This window comes from Wolbachia endosymbiont of Drosophila barbarae (genome assembly GCF_044752445.1).
GTDB classification, from domain to species: Bacteria; Pseudomonadota; Alphaproteobacteria; order Rickettsiales; family Anaplasmataceae; genus Wolbachia; species Wolbachia pipientis.
This window is the reverse complement of record NZ_JBIXJM010000117.1, coordinates 1-20,908: the sequence shown is the minus strand read 5'-3', so window position 1 is coordinate 20,908 and position 20,908 is coordinate 1. Positions and strand designations below refer to the sequence as shown.

At 35.6% G+C, this 20,908-nt stretch carries 12 protein-coding genes and 1 pseudogene; 2 read left to right on the top strand and 11 right to left on the bottom strand.

Annotated features, from left to right (window positions below; translation table 11 throughout):
• Window positions 1-186: 186 nt before the first annotated feature.
• From ACIPNH_RS01640 to ACIPNH_RS01590, 11 genes and pseudogenes are all read right to left on the bottom strand, one after another.
• Window positions 187-1,569 (bottom strand): PleD family two-component system response regulator, encoded by a 1,383-nt coding sequence (locus tag ACIPNH_RS01640; RefSeq protein WP_400771299.1) that lies wholly within the window; start codon window positions 1,567-1,569, stop codon window positions 187-189.
• Window positions 1,541-1,837 carry a Sec-independent protein translocase subunit TatB gene (gene tatB, locus ACIPNH_RS01635; RefSeq protein ID WP_151807733.1) on the bottom strand — a complete coding sequence of 99 codons (297 nt, stop codon included), beginning with the start codon at window positions 1,835-1,837 and terminating at the stop codon, window positions 1,541-1,543. The genes ACIPNH_RS01640 and tatB overlap by 29 nt, the downstream gene beginning before the upstream one ends.
• A 4-nt stretch (window positions 1,838-1,841) precedes the next feature.
• Window positions 1,842-6,566 carry an NAD-glutamate dehydrogenase gene (locus ACIPNH_RS01630; protein WP_400771295.1) on the bottom strand — a complete coding sequence of 1,575 codons (4,725 nt, stop codon included), beginning with the start codon at window positions 6,564-6,566 and terminating at the stop codon, window positions 1,842-1,844.
• 27 nt (window positions 6,567-6,593) lie between these two features.
• The gene (gene clpB, locus ACIPNH_RS01625; protein ID WP_400771293.1) at window positions 6,594-9,155 is read right to left on the bottom strand and encodes an ATP-dependent chaperone ClpB; all 2,562 of its coding nucleotides are present in this window, start codon (window positions 9,153-9,155) and stop codon (window positions 6,594-6,596) included.
• Between the two features lie 969 nt (window positions 9,156-10,124).
• Window positions 10,125-10,370, bottom strand: a pseudogene (locus tag ACIPNH_RS01620) (PD-(D/E)XK nuclease family transposase); the annotation flags it as partial.
• 62 nt (window positions 10,371-10,432) lie between these two features.
• A complete protein-coding gene (typA, locus tag ACIPNH_RS01615; RefSeq protein ID WP_400771290.1) occupies window positions 10,433-12,262 on the bottom strand; it encodes a translational GTPase TypA in 1,830 nt (609 codons plus the stop codon).
• A 105-nt stretch (window positions 12,263-12,367) separates the two neighbouring features.
• The gene (pyrE, locus tag ACIPNH_RS01610; protein ID WP_006279657.1) at window positions 12,368-12,964 is read right to left on the bottom strand and encodes an orotate phosphoribosyltransferase; all 597 of its coding nucleotides are present in this window, start codon (window positions 12,962-12,964) and stop codon (window positions 12,368-12,370) included.
• A gap of 3 nt (window positions 12,965-12,967) precedes the next feature.
• Window positions 12,968-14,152: a dicarboxylate/amino acid:cation symporter gene (locus ACIPNH_RS01605; RefSeq protein ID WP_400771286.1), complete on the bottom strand. Its 1,185-nt coding sequence runs from the start codon at window positions 14,150-14,152 to the stop codon at window positions 12,968-12,970.
• 198 nt (window positions 14,153-14,350) lie between these two features.
• On the bottom strand, window positions 14,351-15,676 hold the full coding sequence (locus ACIPNH_RS01600; RefSeq protein ID WP_155968756.1) for a dihydroorotase: 1,326 nt from the start codon (window positions 15,674-15,676) through the stop codon (window positions 14,351-14,353).
• Between the two features lie 122 nt (window positions 15,677-15,798).
• A complete protein-coding gene (locus ACIPNH_RS01595; RefSeq protein WP_400771283.1) occupies window positions 15,799-17,040 on the bottom strand; it encodes a hypothetical protein in 1,242 nt (413 codons plus the stop codon).
• Window positions 17,041-17,120: 80 nt separating this feature from the next.
• On the bottom strand, window positions 17,121-17,309 hold the full coding sequence (locus ACIPNH_RS01590; protein WP_400771281.1) for a hypothetical protein: 189 nt from the start codon (window positions 17,307-17,309) through the stop codon (window positions 17,121-17,123).
• On the opposite strand from ACIPNH_RS01590, the gene ACIPNH_RS01585 reads away from it, so the two are divergent.
• Window positions 17,230-19,161, top strand: coding sequence for a heme lyase CcmF/NrfE family subunit (locus tag ACIPNH_RS01585; protein WP_458695313.1), 1,932 nt, complete (start codon window positions 17,230-17,232; stop codon window positions 19,159-19,161). The two genes, ACIPNH_RS01590 and ACIPNH_RS01585, sit on opposite strands and share 80 nt — an antisense overlap.
• 173 nt (window positions 19,162-19,334) lie before the next feature.
• Window positions 19,335-20,906 carry a hypothetical protein gene (locus tag ACIPNH_RS01580; protein WP_400771276.1) on the top strand — a complete coding sequence of 524 codons (1,572 nt, stop codon included), beginning with the start codon at window positions 19,335-19,337 and terminating at the stop codon, window positions 20,904-20,906.
• Window positions 20,907-20,908 lie beyond the last annotated feature (2 nt).

The window sequence follows — 20,908 nt, the reverse complement described above, 5'->3', positions numbered from 1 at the left end:
ACGCTAAAACAAACGTTTTTAATTAAGTTGCATAGAAGCTGGATCCCAGTGTCTGGGCACTGGGATGACATCCCACTGGTGGGAATTGCTCCCAAACTACAACGTTCGTACAGTTGTGCGCGGTATCTCAGCATAGATTCCGCTAACGAGTAGCGGAATGACGGTTGTCGGTAAACTTAAGCCACTTTAGCTATAGGCAGTAACCACTCTATTTCTACCACTGTTTTTTGCTTTATATAAATATTTGTCGGCACGTACTATAAATTTTTTAATATCATCAAAGTCAGATCCTTGCATTTCTGCAATTCCAATGCTCACAGTTACATTATGGGTTGTATTTTTATCCGCAAGTACAAAAGGTTCTTTAGCAATAATTTTTCGTATTCTCTCCGCAATAGTATACGCATCTGATACATTGGTATCTGGCATTACAACAACAAACTCCTCACCACCAAACCTAGCTAGTAAATCTGTCACTCTGATATTTTCAGAAATTCTTTTCTGTATTTGCTTTAAAAGTTCATCTCCAGCACTATGCCCAAAACTGTCATTCACTATCTTAAAATAGTCTATATCAAGTATCATAAGAGACAACCTTCTATCCTTTTCCACAGAGTCCTTAACAATGTTTCTTAAGTGTGCATCAAAATATCTTCTATTATAACAGTTAGTTAATGGGTCCTTTATAGACATTTCCGCATTATTAAATAAATTCATTCTCAAGGCATCTTGATATCTTTTGCGTTTCACTTGCGAATTAACCCTTGCTATTAACTCACCCTCATCCAAAGGTACTGTTAAATAATCATTAGCACCTACATCAAGTGCTTTTACTAAATTGTTTTTATCATAATCCTCAGAAAGAATTAGAATTGGTGTATAACGTGTTTCCACCTTACTACGAAACCCAGAACACAAACGCAAGCCGTCAGTTTTTGAAAACTGCATATCAGAAATGATCAAGTCGTAATTATCCTTAATACCAACCTTTAATGCCTCTATTGGATCACTCAGTATTTTAATTGACCTAAAGCGGTGCTTTAGTACATTATATATTTGCTCTGCTTGATGAACATCCTCATCTACAACAAGTATGTTAGCATCAAAAATCTGATTGGAATAATCCATAATACTGTTTCCTGCTACTCCGCCAATCTCAGCGTTGGTTTCTCCTCTTAAACGCAATTCATCTATAATCATTTTTAAGCGCGTGAGAGACTTAATTCGTGCAGATAAAGCAGTTTCGTTTATTGGTTTAGTCAGAAAATCATCCGCGCCAGCATTAATACCTTGCACTCTATCATGAGTGTCATGCAGTGCAGTTACCATAATTATTGGAATATGGGTTGTCAAGGGATCACTTTTTAGCTCCTTACAAACTTGAAAGCCATTCATCTTTGGCATCATGATATCAAGTAATATAATATCAGGCTGTTGCTTTGCTACTAAATCTATAGCTTCTTCACCATCATGAGCTACGATAACCGTATAGTACTCTGCTTTTAGTCGAGCTTCTAAAAGCTTGACATTAGATAGTACATCATCTACTACCAGAATCTTCGCTGTCATTATCTTTAGATGTATTATCTATATCGTAAGTAGGATAAAGCTTACCATTTTTACCAACTATGTAATTTACTTTCTCAGTATTACACTCTTTATATAAGTCTTCAATTCCGGCATCCTTCAATAACCTTTTGGCTTTTGACTTTGCAATTATAAAATACCTATATATAGTCTTAATAAAATCAATAAATACAGGTACCTTATTTTTATCAAGAACAATTATGCTCACTAAAGCTACAACTAAAATTTCTGAAAGACCTATATTGAACATTTTCCTATGAAGCAAGTACTTTAATCCTTCTGATTATAAATATTAATTTGCTTAAATCAAGTTTAGAAGCAACCATCTCATCTAAAAAACTATTATAACGTTCTATGTAGTCCTTATCATTACAAGCCCAGGTTTGAACCTTATCTTCGGGGTTATCAGTAGCTTTTATGACTTTAACAGCTAGCTTGTGATGGTAATTGCTTAAATCGTCCAATAAATCATTAACTAAGCTGCGATCCCAATAAGAAGAGCGGCTTTTCATCTTGATGGCAATTGTTCTAATCAGATCGAATCTTAACAGCGACTTTAACTCAAAGTATATTTTACCAGCATCAAGAATGGACAAAGATGTCTGTTCAGCAACAGATATAATATCCAGTGCATAAGTAAGAACGCACAGGTCAGCAATTTTTTTTGCTAGATCTTTATCTATATTAAGTTCCACTAAAGAAGTGTATCCATGATTATAGACCTTTAACAGGTGTTCATCTAAAACATCATGGCCTAAAGTTTCAATTGCATCTTTAAATTTTGTAACATCATCCAATTCTACAAAGCTAAGATTTTTTACTAACCAAAACGATATTCTGCCAATAAATTTCTGCACATTTCTCACTATTTGCAAGTATGAGTTAATATCAATTTTTCCATCCAATTCATCAATTTTCTGCCACAGGTTATTTAAATCATATAGGTGGTTAACAACGATATATATGTTAACTGCTTCGTGTACCTTAATTCCAGTATTCTCAACTAAATTATTAATAAATATACAGCCCATCCTATTTACAACATCATTTGCAATGCAAGTGGAGATAATTTCTCTACGAAGTTGGTGTTTTAATATGAAATCCTTAAACTCTGTTAACATCTTTTTAGGAAAATAACCTAGCAAGTAGTCATTAGATATAAGATCTTTTTCAGGCAGATCGGAATGTATAATTTTATTTTTTATTGCTGTTCTAGCATAAGACATTAGAACAGAGAGCTGAGGAGAACTGAAACCTTCTGCACCAGTTAACATCCTTGCTATCTCTTCTTCAGTTGGAAGAAATTCTACGCTTCGGTTTAACAGCCCAGATTTTTCTAAACTGAGCAGTAACCTGTGGTGCTGCTCCAATCTCTCTTTAGCTTGCAAACACTCAAGAAGTAATGCTTTTGTTTCAATTTTGTTGTGGTTCTCAAGCACTTTGGATGCAACTTCATCCACCATACTTGCCAGTATTTCATTCCTTTTTTCTAAAGAAATACCCCCTGCTTTCATAGCTGAAACAAATGCAATCTTAATGTTAACTTCAAGGTCCGAACATATCACTCCGGCTGAATTATCAACAAAGTCTGCATTGATATATCCACCTTTTTCAGCATATTCTATTCTTCCAAACTGTGTACAACCAAGATTTCCACCCTCTATAAACATAGAAGCTCTAATATCTTTACCATTCACTCTTAACTCATCGTTTGCTTTGTCACCGACCATGCTATGATTTTCACTCTTTGCCTTAACAAACGTGCCGATTCCTCCATTCCATATGAAGTCCACTTTTGCTTTCAATAGATATCTAATCAAATTACTTGGAGGTAGCATATCTTCTGTTATATCAAAGCACTTTTTTATTTCTTGAGAAATGTTTACTTGCTTACTGCTACGCTCAAATACTCCTCCACCCTTAGAAATCAAATCTTTATTATAATCCATCCAAGTTGAAAATGGTAACTCAAAGAGACGTTTACGCTCTGTGAAACTCTTTTTTGCATCAGGGTTTGGGTCAACAAAAATATGCATATGGTTAAATGCGCCGATTAAATGTATATTTTTTGAAAGCAGCATACCATTTCCAAATAAGTCGCCAGCCATATCCCCAATTCCAATAACAGTTGCATCCTGGTAAATATCCTTATTCATTTTCCAAAAATGCCTCTGTGCTGCAATCCATGCACCTTTGGCTGTAATACCCATTTTTTTGTGATCATAACCTGCTGATCCACCAGATGCAAATGCATCGCCAAGCCAAAAATTGTATTCAGAGGCTATCTGGTTGGCATAATCAGAAAATGAAGCAGTGCCTTTATCTGCTGCAACTACCAAGTATGGATCGTCTTCATCATACCTAATCACATTCTCTGGTGGAATTATTTCACCATCAACCACGTTATCAGTAATATCAAGCATTCCTCTAATAAAACTCTTATAGCACTCAACACTTTTCTCTCTTAAAGTATCTTTGTCTTTATAAACTTGCTTAATTACAAACCCACCCTTTGCGCCAACAGGGACAATAACCGCATTTTTTGTCATCTGAGCTTTCATGAGCCCCAAAACTTCAGTGCGAAAATCTTCCGTCCTATCCGACCACCTTAAGCCACCACGGGCTAATTTCCCTCCTCTTAGATGTATTCCCTCAAAAAGGTTTGAATAAATATATAATTCACGATACGGACGAGGATCAGGCAAACTATTCACTTTACTTGAGTCAAATTTTATGGATAAGTAGGGTTTATTATCTTGATAATAACTGGTCCTTAAAATAGCCATTATCAAGTTAAATATCGAGCGCAAAACGTAATCATGTGAAACATTGCTGATCTCTTTTAGAAGTTCCTCAATTTTTTCTCTGACAATGTCCGTAGTTTCTGCTCTATCAATGTCTATGTTAGGATCAAATCTTGCATGAAATAGTTGTATCAAATACTTTACTATTTTTGGATGCTCTGAGACTACCTTTTGGATATATTCTGGATTGTAGTTAAATGACGTCTGCTTTAGGTAAGCACTTAACGCTCTAACCAGAAGCACTTCTTTCCACTTGAGCCCAGCAATAATGATCAAACTATTGAAATAGTCATTTTTAATTTCCTTGCTAAACACTTTCGCAAGTGTTATTTCAAATTGCTCTTTTAGAGTAATGTTGTCTATTAATTCATCGACTCTTGACAACACAAAATGGTGTATCCATATTCCGCCGTTAATTTCTATGTAATAGCCATTATGAGATAGAATCTTAGCTCCCAAATTCTTAGTAATTCTTAATATCTTCGATAATTCAAGACCTCCATTGCTCGAAGTGTAAACCTTTAATTGATAATTAAGATTGTCACGAGTAAGTCTTAAATCGACCTCGCTAACTCTTTTTTTCCTCACTATCTCCAATTTTTTCATATCGTAATATGCGTCATGAGGTTCGAAACTCTCTTGATAGCTTATTGGAAATGCCTTGCAATAACGGATGAATATATCCTCAACAGTGCTAAAAGTATTATATAAATTGTCTATAAAACGATCTTCCCACTTTTCTGTAATGTTTCTTAATTTGTTTTCGATACGCAAAACTTCATCATCAAGAACGCTAGCATTTTTGGTCTTTAGCACTACATGCAATTTCATTAAATCATATTCATTGATAATGTGATTGTTATAAATATCTGAACTTCCTGCACTTGTCTCATCCTTCAATATGTCACGTATCTTGAACATTAGCCTAGCGCTAGCATAACGCATCGGTATCAGCACTATGCAACTAATAAAATCCCCTACTCTTCTTAAAAATAATCTGACCCTTGGTCTAATCGCAAGAGACATGATCGAAATGCAAATTTTAAATAATTCGTCTTCATTTGATTGGAATAATTCATCACAAGAGAATACTTGCAAAATAGAAATCAAAGCTTTATTGTTGTGGCCCCCGGTTACAAATCCTGCGTTTTTTTCTATAACTTTAACTTTATCTCTTATTATTGGAATAGTTCGAATATCTTGGACCTCCGCTACAGAAGTAAATAGCCCGAAAAAACGCCGTTCCTTTACCACATTACCCTGGTCATCAAATTCTTTTACTCCTATACAATTCATGTATGTACGCCGATGGACTATTGAGATTAGATCTGATCTCAATATGTATGGGGAATCAAGGTTTGCAGAAGGAATCAACGTACTTTGACCTACTCTCATCAGGCCAAGGTCCTTTTTGCTATCACAGATGAGTTTTTCATCTTTACCAGCAATATATTCTTGATAACCTAGAAATACGAAGTTATTATTCTTTAACCAAACTAGAAAATCTTTTTGCTCTTGATTTCGGTCTGGTGTCATTCCAGTGCGTGACACTGGAATCCACGTGTCCTTTTCCTGGATCCCAGCTGGGATGACAGAAAGACTTGCCTCATCAAGTTTCTTGAGCATTAAGTGCCAATCTTTCACAACGCAATTAACCGCTTTCAGCGTTTTCTGTAGAGATTCTTTTAATGTATCAACAAAGCTGTCACTTATACCTTTGATAATTACATATATGACTGACTCTTTGACTCCATTGCTTTCTTCCAAAGAGTAAATCTCGTCTATTAGGCCATCTTTTCTTTTAATGTTAATTATGCTGTTGCTGTAATAGCATATGGTTAAATCGTGCGACTTAATAGTTGCAATCACAGAGTCAACCAAAAATGGCATATCATCGTTTGTTATCTTAATCGTGGTAAAATCGCCTTCTATTCCTGGTATATCATCTATATTGCTTACTACTAACTTACTTTCATCTTTCTCTTTTTGAGAAACAAAATTGTAAGCATCGTTTACAATATATAGCAAAAACTTATCGTTAGCTTTTAGGTCGCTTTTATAAACAAAACTATAAAAATACTTAATAAATTTTTTAATTTTTTCTTTATCTTGCTGATTTTCTTGATCAGCTAACTTAAATAAAGACTCAGTGTCAACATTATGATCTATACACATTTTTTTTAACAAAAATACACAGTGAACTTAAACCTTTTTAACTAAGATTTCATTATCAAGAGCGTACACTATTAGTTCATCATTTTCTACTACTTCCCCTGATAAAACTAATTTAGCTAAATTATTTTGAATACACTCTTGTATAGCCCTTTTTAGGGGCCTTGCTCCATATTCAGGGTCATAGCCAGTTTGTGCTATTAGTTCTTTAGCTTCCTGTGACAAACTTATACTCAGTTTACGCTTAGCAAGTGTTTTTTGTAAATAAGAAAATTGAACATCTATAATTTTATAGATGTCATCTCTGGTTAAACTGTGGAATATAATAATTTCATCCAGCCTGTTTAAAAATTCTGGACGAAATGCTGATTTAACTATTTGCATCACCTCATCTTTTACAGACTCAGCAATCCCCTTTAGCATTATCTCAGCACCAAGGTTAGAAGTTAAAATCAGTATGGTATTGCGAAAATCAATTAATTTGCCATGACTATCAGTGAGTCTCCCCTCATCCAAGATTTGCAGCAATAGATTAAATATATCTGGATTTGCCTTCTCTATTTCATCAAACAGAATAACCTGATATGGCCTTCTTCTTACTGCTTCGGTTAATCTGCCACCCTGCTCATAGCCAACATACCCTGGAGGCGCGCCAATTAACTTTGAAACAGAATGTTTTTCCATATATTCTGACATATCAAAACGCAAAAGCGCTGATTGATCGTCAAACAGAAATTCAGCTAAGGCTTTCGCAAGTTCGGTTTTACCAACTCCAGTTGGACCTAAAAATAAAAATGAACCAAAAGGCTTGTTGGTATCTTGCACCCCAGAGCGGGAGCGCCTAACTGCATTACTTATCGCTTCTATTGCATCTTTCTGCCCTATTACTCTTCTTCCTATTTCATTCTCCATGTTAAGGAGTTTTTCCTTTTCACTATGCATCATATTATCAACTGGAATTCCCGTCCACTTTGAAACAATGTTTGCAATATCATCTCCAGTCACTTCTTTCTTTAAGAAACTATCAGTAACCTTTTCCTGATTTTTTAATTCATTCTCAAGCTGAGGGATCACACCATACATCAGCTCTCCTGCCCTTCCCAAATTCCCACTACGCTGAACTAATTCCAACTCTTTTCTAGCGTTATCTAATTTTTCGGCTGTTTCTTGTATTCTAGCTATTTTATTCTTTTCCATCTGCCATTTGCTGTTCAAGTCAGCAAATTTACTGTTTAGATTTTCGATCTCTTCATTTATCTTTTTTAAACGCTGTTTAGAATTTTCATCACTTTCTTTTTTTAGAGCCTCTGCTTCAATCTTTAGCTGTATAACCTTTCTCTCAAGTTCATCAATAACTTCAGGCTTGCTATCCATTTCAATTCTCACCCTACTTGCTGCTTCATCAATCAAATCAATTGCTTTATCAGGTAAAAACCTATCTGTTATATATCTATTGGATAACGTTGCAGCAGCAATTATTGCACCGTCTGTAATTCTTATACCATGATGCACCTCATATCTTTCCTTCAAACCCCTGAGTATTGAAATGGTATCAGTTTCAGTTGGTTGAGAAATAAACACAGGCTGGAAACGCCTTGCAAGCGCAGGATCTTTTTCTATATGCTGACGATATTCATCTAAAGTTGTGGCTCCTATACAGCGAATTTCTCCACGCGCAAGAGCAGGCTTCAGCAGATTCGAGGCATCCATTGCACCACTTGTTGCTCCTGCTCCAACTAAAGTATGAAGCTCATCTATAAACAAGATAACTTTTCCCTCCGCTTTCGAAAGCTCATTAATAACTGCTTTTAACCTTTCTTCAAATTCTCCTCTAAACTTCGTTCCAGCGATTAATGCACCAAGATCCAAAGCTAAGACCTTTGCATCATGCAAACCAAGTGGTACATCGTTTGCAACAATTCTATTTGCAAGCCCCTCAACTATTGCAGTTTTTCCAACACCAGGTTCACCGATCAGCACTGGATTATTTTTTGTCCGCCTCAGTGATACCTGCATAGTTCTTCTGATCTCTTCATCACGACCAATTACAGGATCAAGCTTTCCTTGCATAGCAAGCTCTGTAACATCTTTTGTATATTTCTTTGCCGCATTTAATTTTTCCTCACTGTTTGGCGAGTCCGCACTGCTGCCCTTTCTCATTTCTGCAACAACTGAGTTCAGTTTTTGTGGAGTCACACCATTCTCTGCCAGAATTTTGCCTACAGTATCATCTTTTTGTGCAGTGAGGCCCTGCAGTAAACGCTCGACAGCAACAAATGAATCTTTATTTCTCTTTGCAATACCAATTGAATCTTCAAAAACTTTTGCTATTTCTCTTGAAAGTTGAAGGCCACCACTTCCTGGACCTTCAATTACTGGCAACTTTTTTATTGCACTATCCACAGCATCGGAAATACTCTGCACATTTCCACCACAAGCGTTTATCAAATCCTGAACTAAACCTGATTCATCTTCAAGCATCACTTTTAGTAAATGCTCAGGCATAAAAATCTGATGCCCAGCTCCCAACGCTTTCATCTGAGCACTTTGAATTAGACTTTTTGCTTTTTCGGTAAATTTATTTAAGTCCATAACACCAGTTAAATTCGTATTTGCTGATGTATATAACAACTGATTTCATAAATTTAAACCTAAAGTTGCTTATTGTTAAGTATGAAATTTAAAACTTTCTTAAAAAAGGAACTATCATAGTAACCATACAAATATCTTGTATCTCAAGACCTTTGGTTTTTGTTGCTGAAAATGGCTGTATTATTTAAGTTATTAACAATATACAATACTAAGTTAATGTAATTTATTTGGAGATGACAGGAAAATTTATTGTAACTTTATATTTTAAATAGAATAAAGTTCTTTTGTTAGTATTGTCCTTTTTGTAAAAAATATTCCTAATTTCTTCATCATTTCTGTGGGTAAGGTCATCTGCTTCTCTACCTCAAGTGGTTAACAAAGTTTCTTGTCACGAGGGACCAAATGGAAATCTGCTCGTTTTCACGCGAATTAATGTTACAAATTCTATACATTTCGTTACAAAATGGCATTCGCTTTCTCCATTATCCTTTACCTGCATTTTCATCAGCGTTCCTTGCGGTTTGCTTGCCATATAGGCGGAAATACAGGCTTACCCTGTTCCTTCTGTCATACAACAGTGGGTTAGGTGACTTCTCTATACCGGTGATTTGCGTACATCCAGAAATGAAAAATGTCACATTACCTTTTGGTCGGAGCTTATCAGCATCTTTAGCTCTTTAATCGTTACGATACTTATGAAGCTTCACTTACGTTCACCATACCACTAAGCCTAGCTCTCCAACCACATGATGCTTGTAGTTTATGCTCCTTTCACGATTGAGCATCTTCTTTTTCAAGAGGAGGTTCATTGTCCGCATCGCTTGGCACCGACCGGTTACCCGATTCGCACTGATGCGTAGACTCAGATGGCAAAACATCTGGTTTAATAAGTTTTAGAACTCTTTTAGTTTCTTTCTGAAGGAATTCCTCTCCTTTTAAACAATATGACCGAAGACTTTCAGGTCGCACCATTTCAATAATTAGCTGGGTTCCAGCAGAATCAGTACAGAAAACATCAACAATACTTTGTTTTTTAGAGGCAATCTCAGCATTCATGATAGTGCTGAGAAATTCTATTTCTTCTATTTCATCTTTGCCAGCGAAGCCCAATATATCATTGAGAAAGTGAATGAGAATATCTTTATTTTTCTCAGTGCCAAATATTCTCTTGAACGCGAAATTGTTTTTTGGATCGAGAAATTTCGAAAAGGCCATAATTAAATACAATTAGGAGACGAATAATTATACACTATTTTTCGCAAATGTTCAACCTCTGATTACTCCTTATTCTTTGCCCTTCCTGCACGCTTACGTTCATTTGGATCAAGGAATTTCTTGCGTAAACGTATAGATTTTGGAGTTACTTCCACCAATTCATCATCATCTATATACGCTATCATATCCTCCAGTGTCATTATCTTTGGTGGAGTGAGCTTTATAGCTTCATCACTACCTGAAGCTCTTACGTTTGTTAATTGCTTACCCTTTAACACATTTATCTCCAAATCATTGTCACGGCTATGCTGGCCGACAACCATGCCACAATATACCTTATCCTGTGGCTTAATAAACATAATTCCCCTGTCTTGCAAATTGAAAATTGCATATGCCACAGCCTCACCCTTATCTGTAGAAATTAAAACTCCATTGCGCCTTCCAGAAATTGGACCTCTATGTGGAGCATAACTGTGAAATAAACGGTTAATTATGCCTGTGCCACGAGAATCAGTTAAAAACTCTCCTTGATAACCGATTAATCCTCTTGATGGCACTAAAAACGTTAATCTTGTCCTGCCATTACCAGAAGGTCTCATGTCAGTTACTTCACCTTTACGGAAGCTGAGTTTTTCCATGATGATTCCACTATATTCATCATCTACATCAATTACTACTTCCTCTATAGGTTCAAGTTTTTTACCGCCTTCTTCTTTAAATAACACGCGAGGGCGTGATACCGAAAGCTCAAAACCTTCTCTCCTCATATTTTCAATTAACACTCCAAGCTGTAACTCACCACGCCCACCTACTTCAAATGCTTCACCGCTTGGTGCCAAAGTCACAGTAATTGCAACATTTGTTTCTGCCTCCGTGTATAAGCGATCCTTTATAGCAGTTGAGGTAAGCTTTGTACCTTCTTGCCCAGCAAAAGGTGAATCGTTAACGCTCAGAGTAATCGCCATTGTTGGCGGATCAACTGGAGTTGAGCTTACTGCAGTTGTAACTTCTGGTGCTGCTATAGTATCTGAAACCGAAGCTTCCTCAAGTCCTGCAATTGCAATTATGTCTCCCGCCACAGCTTGTTCTACTGGAATGCGTTTCAAGCCAGAAAATGAGAGCAACTTAGTTAATCTTCCTCGTTCAATTACTTTGCCATCGAGGTCAAGCACCTTAAGATCTGAATTGACTTTTGCAATGCCCTGATAAACCTTTCCTGTCAATATTCTGCCAAGAAACTTATCAGACTCAAGTAGAGTGACCAACATAGCAAAAGGTGCATTTTGATTATAAACAGAAGGTTTTATATAATCTATAACCGTTGAAAATAATGGGCTTAAATCTTTTCTTTCATCAGAAAGCTCCTTAGCACACCAGCCATTTCTACCTGAAGCATACAACACTGGAAAATCTAGCTGCTCGTTGGTTGCATCAAGGTTAAAAAATAACTCATATATTTCATTTAATACTTCATCAATTCTGCTGTCTGGTCGGTCGACCTTATTGATTATCACAATTGGCTTCAAATTTGCTTTTAGTGCTTTTGAGAGCACAAATTTTGTTTGTGGCATGGGACCTTCTGCAGCGTCAACCAGCAGCAACACACCATCTGCCATGCACAATACCCTTTCCACTTCCCCACCAAAGTCCGCGTGCCCTGGCGTGTCAATAATATTGATCTTTTCATCGCCCCACATTATTGATGTACATTTTGCAAGTATTGTAATTCCGCGTTCACGCTCTTGATCACCACTATCCATCACTCGTTCTTGAACTTCTTGATTCTCGCGGAATGTGCCACTTTGTTTTAACATGTTATCAAGTAAAGTAGTTTTACCGTGGTCAACGTGTGCGATTATTGCTATATTTCGGATCGATTTAAATTCGTTCATTTTCTATCATTTCAAAATTAATTTAGTAATAAGTATACATAAAATACACTTGGAGTAAATAACTAAAGCTGTGTATAAATGCTGTGTTTCCAAGATATTATAGGATTACTTTGTTAAATATTCCCTACTCCCAGGTTTTGTTATGGGTAGTTGTTTTAATTCACTTGGAAGTTCTTCCTCGCTGTAGTTTTTGATGTTCAGTTCAATCAAAGATATGACAGGAAAAGGCAGTTTCGTTTCACTATTTCTCTTTATCAAAGAAGCTTCAGCAACAACTTTACCTCCTTCCCCTTCTGCACATTCCACTGCTTCAAGTGAAGATTTACCTGTGGTTATTACATCTTCAATGAGCAATATTTTCTCACCCTTTTTGATCTTAAATCCACGGCGTAATTCAAACTTACCATTAACGCGCTCGCAAAACATTGTCTTTATTCCAAGCTGCCTGCCAATCTCATAACCCACAATTATTCCACCAATTGCAGGAGATAATATTAAATCTATGGAGCTATTTAATTCTTTTTTTATTTTATCTGCTAATAATGCGCAAACTTTCATGGCTCTGCTTGGATTTTCAAAAATCTTCGCACACTGTATGTATGTGTCACTATGCAGCCCGGATGATAAAACAAAATGCCCATGCAAAATTGCTTCTGCTTCTTTAAATTCTTTTATTATTAGGTTATTTTCGTCTAATATCATTTTTTAAGTTTCACTATTACATTCTTTATTAATTATCTGAGTGATACAAACATCAGACCACACATTTATTGCAGTTTCAAACATATCGATGATTGTATAAATAGGCAAAATCAGTCCCATAATATGCAGAGGAACATTCATCGACATGAGATAACTGGTTGCCATAAAATAGCACCCCATCGGCACTCCAGCGTTACCAATTGCAGCCCCTGTAGCTAAAAAAATCCATATCAACATTTCGCTTAAGGAAAATACGTATCCGTTCATTTCTGCAACAAACATTACAGTGATTAGTATAAATGCAGCACATGCATTCATGTTAATTGTTGTGCATATTGGTAAAATAAAAGACGATAATTTCTTTGGCACCTTTAGCTTGTTCTGCACACATTCTATAGTTGTTGGCAATGTTGCACTGGATGATTTAGAAAAAAACGCAAGTGTGAGTGCTGGCATAACCCCTTTCAGCGTTTGAATTGGTGATATGCCTTTATACCACATAAATAGCGGTAAAATCAGAAATGCCTGCACAAAATTTGCAGACATTATGCAAACAAAATACCATAAAAGATTGTAGAACTCACTACCGCCTTTTAATTCATGCAAAAAACATGTGATAAAGGACCACACAGCAAGCGGAATGAATTTTAGTAACCCCTGAGCAATTTTAAGTAGCGTATCAAAAAGTGCAGAGAATATTTGATGTAATATATCCTGCTTTTCTTTTGAAAGTGAAACAATAGCTCCACCCATCGAAAAAGCGATTAATATGCTACCAATCATATTATTTTCAAGAAAAACTTGCACAAAATTAGAAGGAATGAGTGATTTTAAATATGAAAAATAACTGTGGTTATTGCTGTTAATACTCCCTATTGTATTACTTATGAAATTTTTTCTTGCTGGATCTATTAACAAATAAAACGATAATGCAACAAACGCAGCTATAATAGTTGTAAGCAGAGTATAAAATAGTGTTTTCTTAACTAAGACTTTGATTTCAATTGAGTCTTTGAGCCCGGAAATTGTGGAAACTATGGATAAAAAAACCAGAGGTAAGCTTATTAATTTGAGCAAGCTGATAAAGATATCACTAAATAGCTTTGCTATTTCAAATATGATTTCATTGTTTAGGTAGTAAGCAACTATTGCAAGCAGTATAGAAAAAAGTATTGCAAACTTGTGCATTGAAAATAAAACTTCAAAGTAACATTATACAATAATTTTGCTGTTTTGGAATCAGATTGATAGACAAAATAACTTTACAGATTAGGGAAAGATAAGAGGATGTGTTTATTCGGAGACAGTGTAAGATTTCTTAATTTAAATTTAGGTGCACTTAGCCCATTCTGGTGATAACAAATTGGAATAGATAAGATATGATAACTAACTCTTCTGCGAGTATATAGTTTTGCCGGACACAACAGTACGTACTACGTGTCCTTTTACTTTGCGACCATCGAAAGGAGAATTCTTTGATTTACTAGCAAAGTTGTCAGTTTTAATTTCCCATTCATGATTGAGGTCAACTAAAATTAAGTCTGCAGCAAGGTTTTTTTGTATACGACCACGTGGTATGTGTATTATATCTGCAGGCTTATATGTCAATTTTGCGAGCACATCAAGTAGACCCATTTGCCCACTGTGATAGAGTTCAAGTGAAAGGGGCAGCATTGTTTCAAGACCAACAATACCAAATGCAGCATTTTCAAGTGGCAGATCTTTAGAACTACGATCATGCGGAGCATGATCGGTTGCAATGCAATCAATCACACCTGTCTTTAAACCTTCAACCATAGCTAAACGATCCTCTTCAGTGCGAAGTGGCGGGTTCATTTTTGCAATTGCCCCATGTTGTTTTACTATATCTTCAGTCAAAGTGAAGTGATGAGGGGTTACTTCGCACGTAACATTTAATCCCAAATCTTTTGCACGTTTAATAGCATCAAGTGAATCTTTTGAAGAGACATGTAGAATATGGTAGTGCACATTCTCCATATCTTTCATGAGCAGTATATCGCGACTTACCATAACCGATTCTGACGCACTTAAGATCCCCTTTACTCCCAATTCTTCAGAAATTTTACCTTCGTTGATTGCACCACCTGCTGATAAATTTAAATCTTCTGCATGTTGAGCAATAGGAACACCCAGCATACTTGAATAAAGCAGCGCCTGTCTCATAATCATTGGGTTCATAACTGGCATGCCATCATCAGTGAACCCAACCGCACCTGCTTCCTTTAAAAGTGCCATTTCAGTCAGGTGTTCTTCCGAAGTGGTGATTTTAGCGTAAAATTCAACATTCACATGCGAAGTTTCAAATGCTCTATATTTCAAATATTTAGCCAAAACAACGCTATCAATTGCTGGAACAGTGTTTGGCTGACAAACTACAGTTGTAACGCCTCCTGCAGCTGCAGATTTGCTACCTGTATATATAGTTTCTTTATGTTCCTGGCCTGGTTCACGAAAATGTACGTGAATGTCAATAAGGCCTGGCATTAGAACAAGCCCTTTACAGTCTATTGTTTCATCAACTCCACTTGTTGAAAATAATGATTCACCAAAGTCAACAATTTTATCCCCTTCAGTCAATAATGAACCTTTTATATCAAGTTTAGTTTCCGGGTCGATAATACGAGCATTAGTATACGCAATTTTATAGCCTTCCTTTTGCCCTGTTTGCAACAAATCCCAAGTTTGAGTCATTATATTTGAGTATCGATTATAAAATAAATCTAAAGTTTTTTTAATAAAACACAACCAAATTAAAACACAGACTAAGAGCTGTCTTGAATTAAAGTGCTTTCATTATCCTAAAGATTTGGTTCTTATAACCTAGTTAGCTCAGTTTTAACGTTAATGTGTGAAGCTCTGAGTTCTGTTGAAGGATTTTCCAGCTGAATATCTAGCTCATTCTGTATGTTCGATAAACAAATTAAAGCTGAATCAAAAATTTCATCACACTGCTTTGCTTCATGTATATCATCAATTATTTCCTCGAATTCTTCCACATCATCCATTTCTTGCGGCGCACTTTTTAATATCGCTTTTATTTGGTTTAAGTTTTGACGAATTTTCTCCTGATATCCAACAATTCTCTCTTGATATATATCAATCATTTTTTGACATGCGTTGCCTCTAAATGGATGTTCTTTTTTCTCTTTTATGTAAGAATTTTGAAAGTCTTTACAGTTAAGGATTGCTTCTCTATGTTTTTTTATGTCATTAATTGCGCTGATTATCGACTTATCTATTTTCTTTAAATTTTCTTCCCGTTCTTCTCTTTTAATTATACTTTTGGATTCATTTTTTATCTGGTTCATTTTGTCATACAGGTTTCTGCATCCTTTGTAAGATGCCATTGGTTGTAACATTCCTTCTTCTACACCTTTATTGTAAAAATTCTTCAACTCATCACTTGATAGTATTGTTATAGCATCTTCCCTTTTACCTTGTGATTTAGGATACTTTTTATTCAATGAACTAACATGATTTAACAAGAAATCTTTAACTAGCCCTTCTTTTTTTACTTCGGATAATCTTTCTAGTGTTTCTATATATTTCAGAGTTTCCGCAAAGAGCTGTCCACCAGAGGGAGCAAATCCTTGAAGTGATTTACTCTGTGCTTTACAAAAATCGGTTTGTAAAAAATCTTCAGCTTGTTTTTTTATTACTGAAAGTTCATTAAAGGCTTTTTCTGGATTGATTTTTCTCAAAATACTAATAGCTTTTCTAATCGCTTTTTCTCTCTTTTTATTATCTTGTTTTTCATTTAATATGAGATGTTCAGTTTTGGTAAAAGCATCACCGCGATCACTCTTTGCAATGTTACAAACGATGCTTTTTACAACTTTTTCGGTTGCTGCATAATCTATTTCTTTTGCAAAGCAGTCAACAAATGATTGCCAAACTTTTTTATTAACAAGCTTACTTGTCTTATTTTCAAAATCTTCTATATCTTTGAATCCTAAAATAGTATAGAGATTTTTTTCGATTATTGGTTCGGCATATTGTTTTGCCACTTTACCTTTTATATTGAATGGAAATTTACTAATCTTAGTTGTACCCACAATATTACCTCAATATTAACGCTATCTATAAAAGTATAAAGATTTAATATTTAATTTTTAATTAATACTAGCACAGCTAGCTACGGGAGCATTATGCTAGCATCAATTAACACTTTAACTTCTAACTTGTTATCAGTAATATTGTTTATATAAAAACTATAATTTTTTATGCCTGAACTTGGGAATATATTGCTATTGCTAGCCTGCTTATTGTCTTTGACATATTTGTTTTTACCGCTTAGTTCTTGTTGGTTTATTACCACTGCCATGTTTTTTTGTGTATCAACATCAATGGCTATTTTGATCTACTGCCACATTACAAATGATTTCTCACTCGAAAACGTATATTACCACTCACACACAACAAAACCTTTGATCTATAAGATTTGTGGTGTTTGGGGAAATAAAGAAGGGTCCATGTTGCTTTGGACATTAGTGCTTACCTTTTACCTATTTCTGATGGATATTTTTACTGATAACGACAGTAAATTGAAGAAAGTATCCTTGATCACCCAAGGCTTGATTTGCTTTTGTTTTTTACTGTTCACTTTACTTGAATCCAGCCCCTTCACTAAAATGCCAAGCGTTGAAAAAGATGGTCTTGGTTTTAATCCGATATTGCAAGATATAGGTCTTGCTATTCATCCACCGATATTATATTTAGGGTACCTTGGATTTAGCGTTCCTTTTTCGCTCTCTATAGCTGGATTAATTGCAAAAGTTGAAGGAAATGTTTGGGCTAAAATTGTCAGGCCTTGGATACTTATTTCTTGGTCGCTGCTCACTTTGGGCATCAGCTTAGGTAGCTGGTGGGCATATCGCGAACTTGGGTGGGGTGGATTTTGGTTTTGGGATCCAGTGGAAAACGTTTCTTTGATGCCGTGGCTAATTGCAGTGGCGCTGACACATTTGTTGCTTGTGGTGCGAAATTTCAATGGTTTAAGGAACTTTGCTATTTTACTTACGCTTACAACTTTTATATTGAGTGTGACTGGAACATTTCTAGTTCGCTCAGGAATACTTACCTCAGTGCACACGTTTGCAGATGACCCAAGGTATGGACTGTATATATTAGCGCTACTTGGTGTAATTACAGTCAGTAGCTTAGTAATATTTGTAGTATTTACGAGAAAAAATCACACGTCTGCGATGTCATTCCAATGCTTGACACTGGAATCTGAAAAGAAACCTGCTATTCAAGTGACAGAGGGTAGAAGATTCTTTTCACGCCTTACGATGATGCTGATGAACAATTTATTATTCATCACTGCCTTTTTCATTGTGTTCGTTGGCACTTTATACCCTACAGTGCTCGAATATTTAACCGGTGAATTAATTTCAGTTGGAGCACCATATTACAATTCTTTATTTAATCCTATTGCACTAGCTATTCTAGTGCTCACCATGATCGGGCAATACTGTAGTTGGCAGGGAAACAGTCTATTGCCAATATTCCGTGAATATAGATTTTCATTCTGCAGTGCTGCAGCTATTTTGCCGTTTATCTTTCACATGGAGCTAATGATTGTGCTATCAATTACTATCTCCATAGCATTATTAATCTTTGTTTTAGAAGCATACAGTAAAAGAATTCGTTTATTTAAGAGCGAATCAATTTTATTAGCAAAAAAAGTTTCTAAATCCTACTATGCAATGATGGCAGCTCATGCTGGAGTGGCAATTCTAGTGCTTGGTATAGCTTATTCAGTTGGTTGGCAGGAGAAAAAAGAAAATTACTTAAAAATAGGGGATAGCATAACAGTCAATAAATTTAAAGTTACTTTACGAAATATTGAGCTAATAAAAGAAAAAAATTTCCATGCAGTGAGGGGTACAATGGATATCAGGAATTTGCTGAATAACAAGATATTGGGTGAAGTAACTCCTGAATATAGATTTTACCTTGTGGAAGGTCAGAAAAATGTTGAAAGCAGTATCTACCACAATTTATTTTCTGATATTTATGTTGTAATTGGAGAGATTGATAAGAGTAAGAGCAAAATCGCAGCCAAAGTGCACTATAAACCTGGAATGTCTATAATCTGGTTTGGATCCTTTCTTATCGCTTTTGGTTCGCTCCTTGCTGCTTTGCCTTCTAGTAAACGGGCGAAGGTTGTCTAGCTGTCGTGGATTTATTAACAACGCTCCTAGGTCCAGAGTGCAATATATGAGAAATTACCGGGTTATAGATACTGATTTGCAAAGGTTAGAACCAAAGAAAGTTATATTTTTTTATTGACAGACCTATATATTACGATATTCACTAAGGGATTAGTGAGTAATGGTTATACAATATGAATGGTGGGGTATCAGACAAGGAAAAAGCTATACGCACTGCTTTCGGTTTTGGGGAGCCTGACAGCGATTGGCGTCAAAATCTTGAAAGTAATGCACAAACTCCTCTACAGCACTCCGATGATTCTTGTACAAGTGATAACAGTAATAATCATAGGTCAGGTGATTCAGATTCAGAAGAAGGTGATGGCCATGATTCAGGTATTAGTTCCGATGATGAGGATGACCGGACAACTTATACAGCAGTACAATTAACTAATGATTCTCTTGATAGCCAAAGATATACAGGAATATGCATTCCAACACCAACTGATGGTTGGGTAGGTGAAAATAATCATCAGACTGGTTTATCAGGTAATTTGCCAAACGGAAGTAATAATCCACAAATTTTTGAAAGTACTGATTCAGTACAGCTAGATAGTATTGTTTTTAGCAATCTAATTCAGCTTTCCTTGATTAGTCAAGAGCATAATTCTACCTGCAATGATCATGTAATTTGTGATTCAGGTCACAATTCTGACGATGAGGATCAGATTCCAGAGGACTTTCCTTCAAGGAAACGAGTACGATCGATTGAAATTGATCAGTTTGAACCGTTGTACAAGAAGAGGAAAATAGAAGCACAAAATAATCAAAAATATACAGAAAATGTATGTAATCCAACAAATGGTGGTTTGTTAGGTGAAAGTGATAATCAACAGATTTCTGAAGATACAGAAATAACTTCTGATTGTAATCCAGATGATTCAGATCCAAAAGGGAATGAGGGCTATGGTTCAGATGGTTCTTGTGAAAGTAAAGAAAATTTGACAAAGGGCGCTGGTGGTAGTAATCAGACTTTTGAAGGTGAACAGAAAAGCTCAGAATTTCCGAAAGTTGACAATTGGTTAGATAGTGAAGGGAACTCAGAAGATAGTTCGGACTGTGGTGATGATAATGTTGGTCATTATGATACAGATTGTGGTGAACGCTACAGTCATCTAAGTTTTCATGATGAAAACACAAACATAATAAGAAAAAAAGATTCTTTTTTTTTAGCCCAAATAGAACTGAATAAAGCAGAAAGGGAGAAGTATGAAAATATTTGGCAAGAAATGGACAAAATCCTTAGTAGTTCACATGAAGTTGGTCTATGTGAAGATGATATTGAGGAGTTGAAAGGGAGACTTGATGAAGTTATAAGCCAAGCACTGGAACAAAGAATTATGTTCACTTTTCCATATAGAGACGGTGACTCCTTTGTAGACTGTATAATTAATACAACACAAGAACTATATTGGGTCGATTCTACTGAGAATTCTAGACTTCTAGAGGAGAAAAAGATATTACAAGTAATATCGGAGGGTGCAACTTTAAATAAATTTACTAAAGAAAGGTACGATGATTATGTAAATTGTATTTACAGAGAAAAAGAGATTTTAAGTCAAAGGAATAAAAATATTTTAGGACTTAATAATTTAGCATATGAAAGTATTGTAAACAAAAGCAAGCAGACTCAAAATGTATTAGGAGCGTCGAACAAGAAAAAAATCTTGTTAAACCGGAAAGAAACTATTTCTTCACTTCCATAGCA

Excerpts from the sequence above, each read along its gene's own strand:
- ACIPNH_RS01640 (WP_400771299.1), bottom strand. The coding sequence starts at position 1,569 with ATGACAGCGAAGATTCTGGTAGTAGATGATGTACTATCTAATGTCAAG.
- tatB (WP_151807733.1), bottom strand. The coding sequence starts at position 1,837 with ATGTTCAATATAGGTCTTTCAGAAATTTTAGTTGTAGCTTTAGTGAGC.
- ACIPNH_RS01630 (WP_400771295.1), bottom strand. The coding sequence starts at position 6,566 with ATGTGTATAGATCATAATGTTGACACTGAGTCTTTATTTAAGTTAGCT.
- clpB (WP_400771293.1), bottom strand. The coding sequence starts at position 9,155 with ATGGACTTAAATAAATTTACCGAAAAAGCAAAAAGTCTAATTCAAAGT.
- typA (WP_400771290.1), bottom strand. The coding sequence starts at position 12,262 with ATGAACGAATTTAAATCGATCCGAAATATAGCAATAATCGCACACGTT.
- pyrE (WP_006279657.1), bottom strand. The coding sequence starts at position 12,964 with ATGATATTAGACGAAAATAACCTAATAATAAAAGAATTTAAAGAAGCA.
- ACIPNH_RS01605 (WP_400771286.1), bottom strand. The coding sequence starts at position 14,152 with ATGCACAAGTTTGCAATACTTTTTTCTATACTGCTTGCAATAGTTGCT.
- ACIPNH_RS01600 (WP_155968756.1), bottom strand. The coding sequence starts at position 15,676 with ATGACTCAAACTTGGGATTTGTTGCAAACAGGGCAAAAGGAAGGCTAT.
- ACIPNH_RS01590 (WP_400771281.1), bottom strand. The coding sequence starts at position 17,309 with ATGGCAGTGGTAATAAACCAACAAGAACTAAGCGGTAAAAACAAATAT.
- ACIPNH_RS01580 (WP_400771276.1), top strand. The coding sequence starts at position 19,335 with ATGAATGGTGGGGTATCAGACAAGGAAAAAGCTATACGCACTGCTTTC.